The 15,230-nt window shown below is 59.3% G+C and carries 14 protein-coding genes; 9 read left to right on the top strand and 5 right to left on the bottom strand.

From position 1 onward, the window contains the following. Nucleotides 1-369: 369 nt before the first annotated feature. From hrpB to AGR1_RS14780, 3 genes are all read left to right on the top strand, one after another. Nucleotides 370-2,856 carry an ATP-dependent helicase HrpB gene (gene hrpB / locus AGR1_RS14790; protein WP_149147240.1) on the top strand — a complete coding sequence of 829 codons (2,487 nt, stop codon included), beginning with the start codon at nt 370-372 and terminating at the stop codon, nt 2,854-2,856. A gap of 29 nt (nt 2,857-2,885) precedes the next feature. Further along, entirely contained in the window at nt 2,886-4,193 is a 1,308-nt protein-coding gene (gene actS / locus AGR1_RS14785; protein WP_080793316.1) for a two-component system sensor histidine kinase ActS, read from the top strand. A gap of 73 nt (nt 4,194-4,266) precedes the next feature. Next, nucleotides 4,267-4,854, top strand: coding sequence for an ActR/PrrA/RegA family redox response regulator transcription factor (locus tag AGR1_RS14780; RefSeq protein WP_149147239.1), 588 nt, complete (start codon nt 4,267-4,269; stop codon nt 4,852-4,854). Nucleotides 4,855-4,914: 60 nt separating this feature from the next. On the opposite strand, the gene AGR1_RS14775 is transcribed toward AGR1_RS14780, so the two are convergent. Beyond that, nucleotides 4,915-5,400 carry an MmcB family DNA repair protein gene (locus tag AGR1_RS14775; RefSeq protein ID WP_149147238.1) on the bottom strand — a complete coding sequence of 162 codons (486 nt, stop codon included), beginning with the start codon at nt 5,398-5,400 and terminating at the stop codon, nt 4,915-4,917. Nucleotides 5,401-5,583: 183 nt separating this feature from the next. Between AGR1_RS14775 and AGR1_RS14770 the strand changes: the two genes are divergently transcribed. Beyond that, nucleotides 5,584-6,297 carry a L,D-transpeptidase gene (locus AGR1_RS14770; RefSeq protein ID WP_080792030.1) on the top strand — a complete coding sequence of 238 codons (714 nt, stop codon included), beginning with the start codon at nt 5,584-5,586 and terminating at the stop codon, nt 6,295-6,297. Nucleotides 6,298-6,374: 77 nt separating this feature from the next. Here AGR1_RS14770 and AGR1_RS14765 read toward each other — a convergent pair whose 3' ends face one another. The 4 genes from AGR1_RS14765 to hslV all read right to left on the bottom strand — a co-directional run bounded on the left by AGR1_RS14765 (nt 6,375) and on the right by hslV (nt 11,746). After that, entirely contained in the window at nt 6,375-8,543 is a 2,169-nt protein-coding gene (locus AGR1_RS14765) for a malate synthase G (RefSeq protein ID WP_149147237.1), read from the bottom strand. A 119-nt stretch (nt 8,544-8,662) separates the two neighbouring features. Then, a complete protein-coding gene (locus AGR1_RS14760; protein ID WP_080793318.1) occupies nt 8,663-9,628 on the bottom strand; it encodes a DUF1402 family protein in 966 nt (321 codons plus the stop codon). Nucleotides 9,629-9,827: 199 nt separating this feature from the next. Further along, a complete protein-coding gene (gene hslU / locus AGR1_RS14755) occupies nt 9,828-11,135 on the bottom strand; it encodes an ATP-dependent protease ATPase subunit HslU (RefSeq protein ID WP_080792035.1) in 1,308 nt (435 codons plus the stop codon). An 86-nt stretch (nt 11,136-11,221) separates the two neighbouring features. Next, nucleotides 11,222-11,746, bottom strand: coding sequence for an ATP-dependent protease subunit HslV (gene hslV, locus AGR1_RS14750; protein ID WP_080792038.1), 525 nt, complete (start codon nt 11,744-11,746; stop codon nt 11,222-11,224). A gap of 200 nt (nt 11,747-11,946) precedes the next feature. Here hslV and hisB point away from each other — a divergent pair, with 200 nt between their 5' ends. Genes hisB through hisF form a run of 5 tightly spaced genes read left to right on the top strand, consistent with a single transcriptional unit; the run spans nt 11,947 to nt 15,230 of the window. Further along, entirely contained in the window at nt 11,947-12,543 is a 597-nt protein-coding gene (gene hisB / locus AGR1_RS14745; RefSeq protein ID WP_080792041.1) for an imidazoleglycerol-phosphate dehydratase HisB, read from the top strand. A gap of 22 nt (nt 12,544-12,565) precedes the next feature. Further along, nucleotides 12,566-13,060: a DUF2628 domain-containing protein gene (locus AGR1_RS14740; RefSeq protein ID WP_149147236.1), complete on the top strand. Its 495-nt coding sequence runs from the start codon at nt 12,566-12,568 to the stop codon at nt 13,058-13,060. A gap of 1 nt (nt 13,061) precedes the next feature. Then, nucleotides 13,062-13,712, top strand: a complete 651-nt coding sequence (hisH, locus tag AGR1_RS14735) for an imidazole glycerol phosphate synthase subunit HisH (protein WP_080792046.1) — start codon at nt 13,062-13,064, stop codon at nt 13,710-13,712. Between the two features lies 1 nt (nt 13,713). After that, entirely contained in the window at nt 13,714-14,457 is a 744-nt protein-coding gene (hisA, locus tag AGR1_RS14730; RefSeq protein WP_149147235.1) for a 1-(5-phosphoribosyl)-5-[(5-phosphoribosylamino)methylideneamino]imidazole-4-carboxamide isomerase, read from the top strand. Beyond that, nucleotides 14,454-15,230 carry an imidazole glycerol phosphate synthase subunit HisF gene (gene hisF / locus AGR1_RS14725; RefSeq protein WP_149147234.1) on the top strand — a complete coding sequence of 259 codons (777 nt, stop codon included), beginning with the start codon at nt 14,454-14,456 and terminating at the stop codon, nt 15,228-15,230. The genes hisA and hisF overlap by 4 nt, the downstream gene beginning before the upstream one ends.

The following is a 15,230-nucleotide window of genomic DNA, read 5'->3' as shown; positions in this document are numbered from 1 at the left end:
AGAACGAAAGACTTCGTCGCCAGCAGCGCCGCCGCCCTCGTTCAGTGAGCGGACTTATAAGAGATCACCCTCAAACAAGTCAACACACACATCGTCAAAAAACTGACATTTTTATCAAACTATTGATTTTATTAGGTAGTTTCGTGAAGCGAAGCGAAAACAAGCGAAAGAGACGGAATCTTCCGACATTTCGCCACGCGCCCAATGCCTGCTCTCCGGTCCTGACTGCAAATAGCGCGCAAGGAACCGTGACTTTAACGACGGAGCATTTGCCTGCTCCTTACATACGGCTGTCAAAGTGCGGGACCGTGCATTAGAAACGGCATATGAGACGCTTAAACACCACCCCAGAGCCGCAGGCCTGTTTGCATGACTAGAATGCCCGTTCCTATAAAGACCGAGTTGCCCGAACTTCCCGTCAGTGCCGTTCTCGGCGATATCGCCGAGGCTCTGGCCGGGGCGAAGCGCGCAGTTCTTTCGGCTCCGCCGGGCGCGGGTAAAACGACGTTGGTGCCGCTTCATCTTTTGCGGCAGGACTGGCGGGGTGACGGCAAGATCATTCTTCTCGAGCCGCGTCGGCTCGCCGCGCGTGCCGCAGCCGGGCGCATGGCCGAACTGCTTCACGAGGATGTCGGGCAAACCGTCGGCTACCGCATGCGGCTCGACAATCGCATCTCCTCGAAAACACGCATCGAAGTGGTGACCGAAGGCGTGTTTGCCCGCATGGTCCTGGACGATCCTGAACTTGCCGGCGTTTCGACGGTGATTTTCGACGAGTTTCACGAGCGTTCGCTCGACGGCGATTTCGGACTGGCGCTAGCGCTTGATGTGCAGGGTGGGTTGCGCGACGATCTGCGTATCCTCGTCATGTCCGCCACGCTCGATGTCGAACGCATCAGCACGCTCATGGCGGACGCCCCGGTCATTCAGAGCCTTGGGCGAACGTTTTCGATCGACGTCCGCTATGAGGATCGTTGGCAGGGTATACCGATTGAAGAGAAAGTCACAAAGGCGATCACGGAGGCCCATGGGTCGGAAACCGGTTCCATTCTCGCCTTTCTGCCAGGACAGGCGGAAATTACCCGAACGGCCGCGCGGCTGGAGGGGCGTTTTTCCTCAGAGACGGATATCATCCCGCTTTACGGCAACCTTTCGCAGAAGGAGCAGGATGCGGCGATAAAGCCGGCACCGGCCGGACGGCGCAAGATCGTGCTGGCCACCTCGATTGCGGAGACCTCGATTACCATCGATGGCGTGCGTGTGGTGATCGACAGCGGATTGCAGCGATTACCTGTCTTCGAGCCCGCAACGGGAATCACGAGGCTGGAGACGGTGCGGGTGTCGCGCGCTTCCGCCGACCAGCGGGCGGGACGCGCCGGGCGAACGGAACCCGGTGTTGCGATCCGTCTGTGGCATCCGGGGCAGACGGCGGCGCTCAACGCCTTCACGCCACCGCAAATTCTGGCGAGCGATCTTGCCGGCCTTGCGCTCGATCTTGCCCATTGGGGTGTTCAGGATCCCTCGTCTCTTGCCTTTTTGGATATGCCCCCCGAAGCCGCACTTAAAGAATCGGTGGCGCTTCTCAAAAATCTGGACGCGCTCGACAAAGTCGGAGCGCTGACACGGCGCGGCCATCTGATGCGCGGCCTTTCATTGCCACCGCGGCTGGCGGCCATGGTGATTGCGGCGGCAAGCGAAGGCGCGGGGAAGAAGGCGGCTATGCTCGCCGTCATGCTGACGGAACAGGGGCTCGGCGGAAACGACATCGATCTCGATGAACGGCTGCGGCGCTTTCTTTCCGACCGGAGCGAAAGGGCGCAGGCGGCGCGCAAGCTGGCATCGAGGCTGTTCGACGCGATCGGCGACAAAACGGCGACAGCCGAGTTGCCGAGCGAGGCCGGTCCGCTGCTGCTGCATGCCTATCCGGACAGGATCGCACTCCAGCGCGGCGCGCGGGGACGTTATGTGATGGCCAACGGGCGTGGCGCAGAGCTTGCCGAGACAGAACGGTTGGCGGCGAGCAAAATGCTGGTGGTTGCCGATATTACCGGACGAGCGGCGCAGCCGCGCATCCTTGCCGCGGCAGGCATAGACAGGACCGATATAGAGGAGCGAATGCCGCACCTCATCGTTCAGCAGGAGCAGCTGCTTTTCGACAAGGCGAGCGGCCAGGCGCGCGCAAGAAAGGTGACGCGGCTTGGCGCCATCATCCTCGATGAGACACCCCTGCCCCGTCCGGAGGGTGAACAGGCGGCACAGGCGCTTGCCAATGGCGTTCGGGAATTCGGCATCAGCATACTTCCTTTTTCGAAAGAGACGCTGCAGTTGCGCGACAGGATCGGCTTTCTGAACGCCAGTATCGGGGAGCCCTGGCCAGATGTCAGCGACGAGGCGCTGCTTTCGCGGCTGGAAGAATGGTTCGTCCCTTTTCAGATCGGCGCGCGCAGCCTGCAGGACATTCGACCCGGCAGCCTCTCCGAAGGAATCCTGTCTCTGGTGCCGCATGAGGTAGCGCGCGATCTCGCCAAATTGGCGCCGACGCATTTCACAGCACCGACGGGCCAGCGGCATCCCATTCGTTACGACGCCAGCGAACCGACGCTTTCCATTCGCGTGCAGGAGCTTTTCGGGCTGAGAGCCCACCCGTCCATTGCGCAGGGGCGGTTGCCGCTGCTGCTGGAATTGACCTCGCCGGCGCACAGGCCGATACAGACGACACGCGATCTTCCCGGCTTCTGGTCGGGGTCATGGAAGGATGTGCGGGCGGATATGCGCGGGCGTTATCCACGCCATCCATGGCCGGAGGACCCGGCATCGGCCCTGCCGACAAGCCGCGCGAAACCGCGCGGGACGTGATGATGATGAACAGGGCAAAGGAGATGACGGTGGCTGGCCATTCTATCGAAACCACGAGGCTCGGCCGCGCCAGCCGCAGGATAAGGCTGCAGACCATCGTCTGGCTGCGCTGGCTGGCGGTTGCGGGACAGACGGCGACGATCCTGCTTGTCGCCTTCGGGTTCAATTTTCCCCTGCCGCTTCTGGCCTGCGGCCTATTGATTGCGGCGCTCGCTCTTGCAAACCTGTTTCTCACCGCCCGTTTTCCCTCCACCTATCGTCTGGAGCCCTGGGAAGCGACATTGCTGCTGGCCTTCGACCTGCTGCAATTGACGGCGCTGATCTATATTACCGGCGGACTTTCCAATCCCTTCGCGCCGCTGATCTGCGTGCAGGTCATCATTGCCTTTGCCTCCCAGCCGCTACGGCATTCGCTTATTCTTCTTGGCTTTGCCATCATCTGCTCGACCGCAATCGCCTTTTCACCCTTTCCGGTTCCGTGGTATCCTGGAGAGGTTTTGCCGATCCAGCTTCTGCTGCATGTCGGCACCTGGGTCGCGATCATCGCCACGACCTCGTTTGCGGCCTTTTATGCCTATCGCGTTTCGCATGAAGCCAATCAGCTGGCGGATGCGCTGGCGGCGACCGAGCTGGTGCTGGAGCGGGAAAAACATCTCTCGCAGCTGGATGGACTGGCGGCGGCGGCGGCACACGAACTGGGCACGCCGCTCGCAACAATCAGCGTTGTTGCGAAGGAGATGGAGCGGGAGCTTGGGCACGACGAAAAATTTGGCGAAGATATAGCGCTGCTGCGCAGCCAGAGCGAAAGATGTCGCGATATTCTGCGCCGGCTCACCTCCCTTTCCACCGACAACGAAGAACATATGCGCCGCCTGCCGCTCTCCTCGCTGATTGAGGAGGTGATGGCGCCGCACCGGGAATTCGGCATCCGCCTCGAACTCGTGGAAAAGAACAATCGCGCCGACGAACCTGTCGGTATCCGCAATGCAGGCATCATCTACGGTCTTGGCAACCTCATTGAAAACGGCGTGGATTATGCGCGGGAAAAGGTCACCGTAACGGTGGATTACGATCAGCAGAACGTCGCCGTCATCATTGAAGACGATGGGCCGGGTTATGCCCATGACGTGCTTGCGCGCATCGGCGAGCCCTATGTGACCGAACGTCACAACGACACACGGGCGGGCGGGCTCGGGCTTGGGCTTTTCATCGCCAAGACCTTGCTGGAGCGCTCCGGCGCCAGTGTCACTTTTGAAAATCGTGGCACAAGCGAAAAGGGAGCAAGGGTGACAATCGTCTGGCCTCGAGCGCTTATGGACGATAAAAGAAACCGTTGACTTTACCATCCACGTTGAAGCGGCGATAAGAAGAAGAAAACAAAGCCGACGAAGTTGCCGGAAGGCCGCAAACATGAAGACAGACGACGAGAACAACTCCACCAGCGCATCAACGGACGATGTCGACCCGATCGGACCCGAGAGATCGCTGCTGATTGTCGATGATGACGGGCCGTTTTTGCGTCGGCTTGCCCGGGCAATGGAAACACGCGGCTTTGCCGTCGATATGGCCGAGACGGTGAGCGACGGCATTGCCCGCTCCAGGGCTGCGCCGCCGAAGTACGCGGTGGTCGATCTGAGGCTTGCGGATGGCAACGGTCTGGAAGTCATCGAGGCGATCAGGCAGAACCGGGACGATACGCAGATCGTGGTTCTGACCGGCTACGGCAATATCGCAACCGCCGTCACCGCCGTGAAGCTAGGGGCGCTGGATTATCTGGCAAAGCCCGCCGATGCGGACGATGTGTTCAATGCGCTGACGCAGCGCAAGGGAGAAAAGACCGAAGTTCCCGAAAACCCCATGTCGGCAGACCGGGTTCGGTGGGAGCATATTCAGCGCGTTTACGAAATGTGCGAGCGCAACGTTTCGGAAACAGCGCGCCGGCTCAATATGCACCGGCGCACCTTGCAGCGCATTCTCGCGAAACGCGCGCCGAAGTAGAGCATTTCCAGTAAAAGTGCGAAGCGGTTTTACGTCCGGAAAATGCGCCGGAACCGGCCGTTATTCACCGAAGCTGCGCCCGGTTGTCCATTCCGCCAGCATCAGCCGGGTCGCAGCGGTTCTCGAAAAATCCAGCATCACCGATTTGCGGGTCGCCGGCTGCAATTTATGTTCCGGCGCATCGCGCAGCACGTGGGCACCATATCCATCCGACAGGATCAGCCCGCATTCCTCCGGGAATATATCGGTCGGAACCTCTGGATGGGTGGCGAAGAACAATCGGTCGCAATGCAGGCGATAGTCCGGCCATTTGCGATCCACACGGAAATCCTCGATGGAGGATTTGATTTCGATGATCCAGATTTCACCCTTGACCGACAGACTTATGAGATCGGCCCTTCGCCCGCTTGCAAGCGGCAACTCCGGCAGCACCGAATGGCGCATTTCGTGCAGAAGCACCTGAACGCCGCGGCGCACCAGCATCGCCTTGTCCGACTGGCGTCCGTCGATTAACGGATTATTGTTGGTAACGGAAAGAATAGTCATGGATAAAGGCTGCTGAAGCGTTCGGCCTATTGTTGCAAAAAGGCAATCAACCGGCAATTTTAAAGGCGCAACCACCTCACGGCGGCGCAACGGCTTGCCAAGAGCGGCTTAATGGAAAATAACCGATTTATCCAATTAAGCCTACTCCTTCGCACAATTTGGCGAATTTTCCGCGAGAACGACATGCGCATCCGCACTCCATTGGCCTTACTCGGTCTGACGGCAGCACTGGCTCTGGCCGGCTGCGCCGAAACTACCTCCCAATCCTCCGTTCCGACATCCGGCAAGATCGCGGCGTCAGTACCGGTTGCTGACCCCGTTCCGGCGAAGGTTGAGACCGTCCAGATCTTCAACGATGTTTACGGTCCCGTGACCGATGCGGGCTATGCGCTGCCGGCCATTCCGATCAACCGCGTCAACGAGAAGTACCGCCGTCAGATCGTCGAATTCCAGACATCCGAGCGCGCCGGCACCATCATCGTCAACACGCGCGAGCGTTACCTCTATTACATCCTCTCCGGTAACCGTGCGGTTCGTTACGGCATCGGCGTCGGCAAGGCGGGCTTCGCCTGGGCCGGTGAAGCCTACGTCGCCTGGAAGCAGGAATGGCCGATGTGGCATCCGCCGAAGGAAATGGCGGACCGCAAGCCGGAAGTGGCCAAGTATGTCGAGGCCGGCATGGGCCCGGGCCTTTCCAACCCGCTCGGCGCGCGCGCCATGTATCTCTTCAACGAAAAGGGACAGGATACGCTGTTCCGCATCCATGGTTCGCCCGAATGGGCTTCGATCGGCACCGCCGCCTCTTCCGGCTGCATCCGCATGATCAACCAGGACGTCATCGACCTCTACAACCGCGTCCGCCCTGGCCGCAGCACGAAAGTGGTCGTGATCCAGTAAGGATCAGATATCGGATAAGAAAAAGCCGCCGTGGATATCCCCGGCGGCTTTTTTGTTTCTCGGGACTGCTGAGGGTTTCAGGCTGCCTGTTTGGCCTTCAGTTCCAGACGACGGCGGTGCAGAACCGGTTCGGTGTAACCATTAGGCTGTTCGCGACCCTTCAGCACCAGTTCGACAGCCGCCTGAAATGCCACCGATCCATCGAAGTCGGATGCCATCGGCAGATAGGCCGGATCACCCGCATTCTGCGTATCGACCACGGCAGCCATGCGCTTCATGGTCTCGACGATCTGCCCCTCTGTCACCACGCCATGGCGCAGCCAGTTCGCCATGTGCTGCGCGGAAATGCGAAGCGTGGCTCGGTCCTCCATCAGCCCGATATTGTTGATATCGGGCACCTTGGAGCAGCCGACGCCCTGATCGACCCAGCGCACGACATAGCCAAGAATACCCTGCGCATTGTTGTCGAGTTCGCGCTGGATTTCTTCCGGTGTCCAGTTGGGACGCGGCGCGACCGGCACCGACAGAATATCGGAGAGCTTTGCACGGCCGCGGCTTTTCAAACCTTCCTGAACGGCAGCGACATCGACCTTGTGATAGTGCGTGGCGTGCAGAGTCGCCGCCGTCGGCGAAGGCACCCAGGCGGTATTGGCGCCAGCCTTGGGGTGCGCGATCTTCTGCTCCAGCATCGCCGCCATCAGATCCGGCATGGCCCACATGCCCTTGCCGATCTGCGCATGGCCGGAAAGGCCACATTCGAGGCCGATATCAACGTTCCAGTTCTCGTAAGCGGCGATCCACGCCGCCTGCTTCATGTCGCCCTTTCGGATCATCGGACCTGCTTCCATCGAGGTGTGGATTTCGTCGCCCGTGCGGTCGAGGAAGCCCGTATTGATGAAGACGACGCGATCCTTTGCGGCGCGGATGCTTTCCTTGAGGTTGACCGTGGTGCGGCGCTCCTCATCCATGATGCCCATTTTCATGGTGTTCGGCGCCATGCCGACAAGCTTTTCGACCCGGCTGAAGATTTCGTTGGCGAAGGCCACTTCCTCCGGCCCGTGCATCTTCGGCTTCACCACATACATCGAGCCGGCGCGGGAATTCTGACGCCGCCCGGATGGACCGACATCATAAAGGGCGATCAGTGCCGTGACGACAGCATCCATGATGCCTTCCGGCACCTCGCGGCCCTCCCTGTCGAGGATTGCCGGATTGGTCATGAGATGACCGACATTGCGCACCAGCATCAGGGAACGGCCCGGCAGTGTAAGCGCAGAGCCATTGGGAGCGACGTAATAGCGATCCGGGTTCAGGCTGCGGGTGAAGGTTCTGCCGCCCTTTGATACTTCTTCGGTCAGGTCGCCGCGCATCAGGCCAAGCCAGTTGCCATAAACCAGCACCTTGTCTTCGGCGTCGACGGCGGCAACCGAATCCTCGCAATCCATGATGGTCGTGAGCGCGGATTCGAGAATAACATCGGAGATTCCCGCCTTGTCACCCTTGCCGATTTCGGTCGTGGGATCGATGACGATTTCGGTGTGCAAGCCATTCTTGCCGAGAAGGATCGTTGCAGGCTTTGCCGCTTCGCCGCTGAAACCCTTGAACTGGGCTGCATCCTTGAGGCCAGTCCGGGCGTCGCCGATGGCAAGCTGCAACAGGCCATCCTCGATCTTGAAACCGGTCACCTCGGACCAGCTTCCCGTCTCCAGCGGAGTGGATTCATCGAGGAAATTTCGCGCCCAGGCAATGACCTTTTCACCGCGCTTCGGATTGTACCCCCTGCCCTTCTCCGCACCATCGGCGTCAGAAATGGCATCAGTGCCGTAAAGCGCATCGTAAAGCGAACCCCAGCGGGCATTGGCCGCATTCAGCGCATAACGCGCATTCATGACCGGAACGACGAGCTGCGGGCCGGCAACGGCGGCTATTTCAGGGTCGACATTGCTGGTTTCCACCTGGAAGCCGGGACCTTCCGGCAGCAGATAGCCGATTTCCTTCAGAAAGCTCTCATAGGCGTCAAAATCTACCGGAGCACCATTCTGCCGATACCAGCCATCCAGTTTTTCCTGCAGGGCGTCGCGTTTTGCCAACAATTCACGGTTCTTCGGAGAAAGCTCGTGAACAATGGTCGAAAAACCTTCGAAGAACGCCTCACTGTCCAGACCCGTGCCCGGCAGGACGTCGTCTGTCAAAAAGGCATAAAGCCTGTCATCGATGGAAAGACCGAATTTATTCGTGCGGCTCACATGCGCCTCCTTTATTCTGAAGGCACAGATTGGACGCGGAGGCGGCCGCTCGTCAATTGCGGCGGACAGCCAAATATTATTTCCATTTTGGAAACAATGTGGGCGATCGTCGCCTTTTTCTACAAAAGCGCCTGCAAATCCTTGATGCGATCATTCACCAGCCAGCCATAATAATTTTCTTCCGGCAACAGGGGCTGCTCCCCGCCTGAAGCGCGCTGGCGATTTTTCTGGGCAAGGATGGCAGCGCGCTGCTGAGATCCGCCGACATTATAAAGCGTCGAGGTCACACCCGGATTCTTCGAAATATCCATGTCGGCAATCGATCTATAGTCGTCGATAGACTTGCGGATGGACGCCGCCATGAAAGCGAGCGACCGGTCAGGGTCCATGATGGCGGTATAGACGGCAGCGGCGTCGTTCTCATCCAGCTTCTCATAGCCGGACGTTCTCGACACCATATCGGACAACATCAGCGCTGTCAGCGGGTTGATCTGACCGAGGCCGAAGGTCTGGCCGGCATAGAAGGGCTGGAAAAACACGGCGCTGAAGCGATTGTTCGGGTAGGCGACACCATCAACCGTCCTGCCGCGGAAGCTGTCTTCCCAGACGTCTTCCCGACAGTTCCAGAGGCTGTAGGAATCCCTTTTCGACTGGCATTTTGCAAATTGCGAATGCGTGAGGAACTGCGCGATGGTTTCGTCCTTGTAGCCGAAACGAAAGCTGTTGCCCGCATAAGAAGCAGCCTTGACGTAATAGGACTGCAGCCGGTCATAAGCGTCGACATTATAGGTATGTTCGCCAACGATCGCGCCGATCATATGGATCGGATCGATGCCGTAGCGCCCGGCCGTCGACTTGATCTTGGCGATCAGAGCTTTGTCGGAAGACAAGAGGTCGATGACCTTCTGGTATTTGCGCTCGAAAGAGGTGTTGGACGCTTTTGTTCTTTTTGCAGAAGCGCCGGGAACACCGGGCTGTTCGGCATTGCGATTGCCTGGCGGAACAACCGTCGCGGCTTCGACGTAGGAAGACGCGGTGACGGTGAACGTCAAAGCAGCGGCAAATGCCAGAAGAGTTTTGCGCACGAGCGAATGCCTTTTCTCAAGCCTGCGGCTTCCGCCAGCGAAAGGTGCTGGGAAAACCGGACCATTCCACGAAAGCGGTTCCAACCGGAATGCAGCCCTTCCCATAAACAAAATGCGGGCTGAATGCGAGACAAGGCGGATAAAATAAAAGAGTGCGGCAAATATGGCCGCACTCTTCTTTCTTGGATCCCTGAAGTCTTCAGAGAATATAACGGGACAAATCCGTATCGGCGGCGAGATCGCCGACATGTTTGCGGACATATTCCTGATCGATCTTGACGGCGGAACCGCCGCGATCCGGCGCATTGAAGGAAATCTCGTCCAGAACACGCTCCATGACCGTCTGCAAACGGCGGGCGCCGATGTTCTCGACCGACGAATTGAGATGAACGGCCACATCGGCCAGCGCATCGATTGCATCATCGGTGAAATCGAGATCGAGTTCTTCCGTCGCCATCAGCGCCTTATACTGGCGGATGAGGCTTGCTTCCGTTTCTGTCAGAATGCGGCGGAAATCCTCCTTCGTCAGCGGCTTCAGCTCGACGCGGATCGGCAGGCGGCCCTGAAGTTCGGGAAGGAGGTCCGAAGGCTTCGCCACATGGAAGGCGCCCGAGGCGATGAAGAGAACATGGTCGGTTTTCACCGGGCCATATTTCGTCGAAACCGTCGTGCCTTCGACCAGCGGCAACAAGTCGCGCTGCACGCCTTCGCGAGAGACGCCGGCGCCCATGCCGCCATCGCGGGCGGCGATCTTGTCAATCTCGTCAAGGAAGACAATGCCGTCATTTTCGACCGATTTCACCGCCTCGCGCTGGATCATTTCATTGTCGAGCAGCTTGTCGGATTCGTCGCGGATAAGATCGGCATAGGATTTCGATACCGTCGTGCGCACTTTCTTGGTGCGGCCGCCCATGGCCTTGCCGAACATTTCCGACAGGTTGAGAACGCCGATATTGGCGCCCGGCATGCCGGGAATTTCGAAACCTGGCATGCCCGAGCCGCTATCCGTCACCTCGATATCGATTTCCTTGTCGTCCAATTCGCCGTCGCGCAGCTTCTTGCGGAAGCTTTCACGCGTACCGGGCGATGCGGTTGCGCCAACCAGCGCATCGAGCACCCGCTCTTCGGCGCTTTGATGCGCCTTGGCCTGCACTTCGGCGCGCTTCTTTTCGCGCACGAGGCCGATGCCGATCTCGACCAGATCGCGGATGATCTGTTCGACGTCGCGGCCGACATAACCGACTTCGGTAAATTTGGTGGCTTCGACCTTGATGAAAGGCGCACCGGCGAGCTTCGCGAGGCGGCGCGAGATTTCCGTCTTGCCGACACCGGTCGGTCCGATCATCAGAATGTTCTTGGGCATGACTTCGTCGCGCAGGCTCTCATCGAGCTGCTGGCGGCGCCAGCGATTACGCAGCGCAATCGCGACCGCACGTTTGGCATCATGCTGGCCGATGATGTGGCGGTCGAGTTCCGAGACGATTTCCCGGGGAGAAAAAGTGGTCATTCTATCCTCTCGGCTTTCCTGTTCCGGCCGGCCATTCCGGCCCGGCCCACAGGACCCTTTGGTGAGAAATGGGGTGAGAAACAGGCTTATTCGGCGTCGAGGGTTTCAACGACGAGACTGTGATTGGTATAAACGCAGATATCGGCGGCGATATCGAGCGACCGGCGCGCCACCTCTTCAGCCGATTTGTCCGTATCCATCATGGCGCGGGCGGCGGCGAAGGCATAATTGCCACCAGAACCGATAGCGATCGCGCCGTGTTCCGGCTCCAGCACGTCCCCATTGCCGGTAATGGCAAGTGTGGTCGATTTATCGGCCACCAGCATCATGGCTTCGAGATTGCGCAGATATTTATCCGTGCGCCAGTCCTTCGCGAGCTCCACGGCGGCGCGCATCAGCTGGCCGGGATATTGCTCGAGTTTCTTTTCGAGACGGTCGAGCAACGTAAAAGCATCCGCCGTCGCGCCGGCAAAACCGGCAATCACTTCGCCCTTGCCGATGCGGCGAACCTTGCGCGCATTGCCCTTCATGACGGTCTGGCCAAGGCTTACCTGCCCGTCGCCAGCCATGACGACCTTGCCGCCCTTTCTGACTGTAATAATTGTTGTCATCAAACACCTGTCTGCCCTCACGGGCCTGGGTTAACGGGCCGGGATGCGGCCCTTCTCGGGTTCTATGTAAGTTTGCTTTTCACGATTGCAATCTTCGCGGCGTTGCGTGGTTTTAAGCATGCAAGGCAAGACGATGGAACAACTGGATATTTGTGTCCCGTGCTGATAAGGAACGGCGACATTTTCACGGAGCGGCCAAAATGGCAGAACGTAAAGGCGAGATTATCCGCAAGACCAACGAAACCTCGGTTTCGGTCCGTGTGGATATCAACGGCACCGGCAAATCGAAAATTTCCACCGGCGTGGGATTTTTCGACCACATGCTGGAGCAGTTGAGCCGCCATTCGCTTATAGACATGGACATCGAGGTTCAGGGCGACCTGCATATCGATGACCACCACACCGTGGAAGATACCGGCATCGCCATCGGTCAGGCTATTGCCAAGGCCTTGGGCGACCGGCGCGGCATTACCCGTTACGCCTCGCTCGATCTTGCCATGGACGAGACGATGACCAAGGCTGCCGTCGATATTTCCGGCCGGCCCTTCCTGGTCTGGAACGTCAATTTTTCCGCGCCGAAGATCGGCACGTTCGATACCGAACTGGTGCGCGAGTTCTTCCAGGCGCTCGCGCAGAATGCCGGCATTACGCTGCATATCCTGAACCATTACGGCGCCAACAACCATCATATCGCCGAAACATGCTTCAAGGCCGTTGCCCGCGTTCTTCGCACGGCAACCGAGATCGACCCCCGGCAGGCAGGCCGCGTTCCCTCGACAAAGGGCATGCTGGCCTGACGCCAAAGCTGTCAGGAAGCCCATGACAAGCTATCTCGTTCTGGAAGCCCCCAACGGGCCGGACAGGGACCACAAGACGACCCGCTTCATTGCCGATCGTTTCGTCTGGCTGGCTCTCGTTGCACCCTGGTTATGGCTTGCGATCAACCGGATGTGGCTGGCGACGGCTGTCGTCGTCATCGGGCTTGTCGCGGCCGGGCAGGCCTCAATGTTAGCCGGATTCGAACCTGTCGGCATTCTCTGCAATTTTGCCATCGGTATCATCACGGCGTTTGAGGGTCGCAATTTCCTCGTCAGGCATCTGATCCGCAAAGGCTGGACGCTGACCTCAGTCGTTTCCGCCCCTGATCTTTCGAGCGCCGAAGAGATATATTTCTCCGGCCTCCCCGAAAATCCTGGCATGACAGAACAGCTGTCCCAGCCGGTCTGGACCACTTCGCCGCAAAAGAGCGGCGGCAAAAACTTCGTCAACGATCCCGCCGGATCGTTTCTTTTCGACTTGAATGGAAGGCGCTGACATGCGTGTCGCGATCATCGACTACGGTTCGGGCAACCTGCGTTCGGCCACCAAAGCTTTCGAGCGTGCCGCCCGCGAAGCCGGTATCAATGCAACGATCGACCTGACCGACAGGCCGGATCATGTCGCCTCGGCGGACCGCATCGTGCTACCGGGTGTCGGCGCCTATGCGGATTGCCGTGCTGGCCTCGACGCCGTTCCCGGCATGCATGAGGCGCTCCTCGAAGCCGTGGAGAAAAAAGCCCATCCATTCCTCGGCATCTGCGTCGGCATGCAGCTCATGTCCTCGCGCGGGTTGGAAAAGACTGTCAGCACCGGGCTCGGCTGGATCGAAGGCGATGTCGTGGAAATGACGCCGTCCGATCCGAGCCTGAAGATTCCGCAGATCGGCTGGAACACGCTGGAAATCCGCCACGCCCACCCCCTGTTCGACGGCATCAAGACAGGCGCTGACGGGTTGCACGCCTATTTCGTTCACTCCTATCATCTGGCGGCCAAGCATTCGACGGACGTCATCGCCACCACCAATTACGGTGGCGCGATGACGGCTTTCGTCGGTCGCGACAATATGGCCGGCGCGCAATTCCACCCGGAAAAAAGCCAGACGCTCGGCCTTGCCTTGATTTCAAATTTCCTGCGCTGGAAGCCCTGACATGATTCTTTTCCCCGCAATCGATCTCAAAGACGGTGAGTGCGTTCGCCTGAAACTCGGTGATATGGACCAGGCCACCGTCTACAATACCGACCCCGGTGCACAGGCGAAGGCCTTCGAGGATCAGGGCTTCGAATGGCTGCATGTCGTTGATCTCAACGGCGCGTTCGCCGGTGAGACGGTCAATGGCGCGGCGGTCGACGCCATTCTGAAAGCCACGAAAAACCCAGTCCAACTGGGCGGCGGCATTCGCACGCTCGATCATATCGAGGCATGGCTGAGCCGTGGACTTGCGCGTGTCATTCTCGGCACCGTGGCGGTGCGCGACCCGGTTCTCGTCATCGAAGCCTGCAAGCGCTTCCCCGGCCAGGTCGCCGTCGGCATCGACGCCAAGGGCGGCAAGGTTGCCGTTGAAGGCTGGGCGGAAGCCTCCGAACTCGGTGTCATCGAACTGGCCAAACGTTTCGAAGGCGCCGGTGTCGCCGCCATCATCTACACCGATATCGATCGCGACGGCATTCTGGCCGGCATCAACTGGGCCTCGACGCTTGAACTGGCCGATGCCGTGTCGATCCCGGTCATCGCCTCCGGTGGTCTCGCCTCCATCGACGACATCAAGCGCATGTTGCAGCCGGATGCCGCAAAGCTCGAGGGTGCGATTTCGGGCCGTGCGCTTTACGACGGCCGCATCGACCCCGCCGAGGCGCTTGCCCTCATCAAGGCTGCAAAGGAGGTAAATGTATGACCCTCAAAGCCCGCATTATTCCCTGCCTGGATGTGAAGGACGGCCGTGTCGTCAAGGGCGTGAACTTTGTCGACCTGATCGACGCTGGCGATCCCGTCGAAGCGGCGAAAGCCTATGATGCGGCCGGAGCGGACGAACTCTGCTTCCTCGACATTACCGCCTCTTCGGATAATCGCGACACGATCTTCGATGTCGTCTCGCGTACCGCCGATCATTGCTTTATGCCGCTGACCGTTGGTGGCGGGGTCCGCGCCGTCGCCGACATCCGCAAGCTGCTTCTGTGCGGGGCCGACAAGGTTTCGATCAATTCCGCAGCGGTCAAGGATCCCGACTTCGTGGCGCAGGCGGCCGACAAGTTCGGCAACCAGTGCATCGTCGTTTCCATCGACGCCAAGCGCGTTTCGAAGGACGGGGAAGAAGGCCGCTGGGAAATATTCACCCATGGCGGACGCCAGCCGACCGGGATCGACGCCGTCGAATTCGCCATCAAGATGGTCGAACGCGGCGCCGGCGAATTGCTCGTCACTTCGATGGATCGCGACGGCACAAAGAGCGGTTACGATATCGGTCTGACGCGCAGCATTGCCGATCAGGTTCGAGTCCCCGTTATCGCTTCGGGGGGTGTCGGCACACTGGACGATCTGGTGGCAGGCGTTCGTGATGGCCATGCGACTGCGGTGCTTGCAGCCTCCATCTTCCACTTCGGCACCTATTCGATCGGGCAAGCCAAGACCTATATGGCCGAGCATGGTATCGCCATGCGTCTCGACTGA

This window comes from Agrobacterium sp. B1(2019), from assembly GCF_008274755.1.
Classification (GTDB): domain Bacteria; phylum Pseudomonadota; class Alphaproteobacteria; order Rhizobiales; family Rhizobiaceae; genus Agrobacterium; species Agrobacterium salinitolerans.
Note: the sequence above shows the minus strand (reverse complement) of the source record. Positions and strands in the feature narration are given on the sequence as shown.

Excerpts from the sequence above, each read along its gene's own strand:
- hrpB (WP_149147240.1), top strand. The coding sequence starts at position 370 with ATGACTAGAATGCCCGTTCCTATAAAGACCGAGTTGCCCGAACTTCCC.
- AGR1_RS14780 (WP_149147239.1), top strand. The coding sequence starts at position 4,267 with ATGAAGACAGACGACGAGAACAACTCCACCAGCGCATCAACGGACGAT.
- AGR1_RS14775 (WP_149147238.1), bottom strand. The coding sequence starts at position 5,400 with ATGACTATTCTTTCCGTTACCAACAATAATCCGTTAATCGACGGACGC.
- AGR1_RS14770 (WP_080792030.1), top strand. The coding sequence starts at position 5,584 with ATGCGCATCCGCACTCCATTGGCCTTACTCGGTCTGACGGCAGCACTG.
- hslU (WP_080792035.1), bottom strand. The coding sequence starts at position 11,135 with ATGACCACTTTTTCTCCCCGGGAAATCGTCTCGGAACTCGACCGCCAC.
- hslV (WP_080792038.1), bottom strand. The coding sequence starts at position 11,746 with ATGACAACAATTATTACAGTCAGAAAGGGCGGCAAGGTCGTCATGGCT.
- hisB (WP_080792041.1), top strand. The coding sequence starts at position 11,947 with ATGGCAGAACGTAAAGGCGAGATTATCCGCAAGACCAACGAAACCTCG.
- AGR1_RS14740 (WP_149147236.1), top strand. The coding sequence starts at position 12,566 with ATGACAAGCTATCTCGTTCTGGAAGCCCCCAACGGGCCGGACAGGGAC.
- hisH (WP_080792046.1), top strand. The coding sequence starts at position 13,062 with ATGCGTGTCGCGATCATCGACTACGGTTCGGGCAACCTGCGTTCGGCC.
- hisA (WP_149147235.1), top strand. The coding sequence starts at position 13,714 with ATGATTCTTTTCCCCGCAATCGATCTCAAAGACGGTGAGTGCGTTCGC.
- hisF (WP_149147234.1), top strand. The coding sequence starts at position 14,454 with ATGACCCTCAAAGCCCGCATTATTCCCTGCCTGGATGTGAAGGACGGC.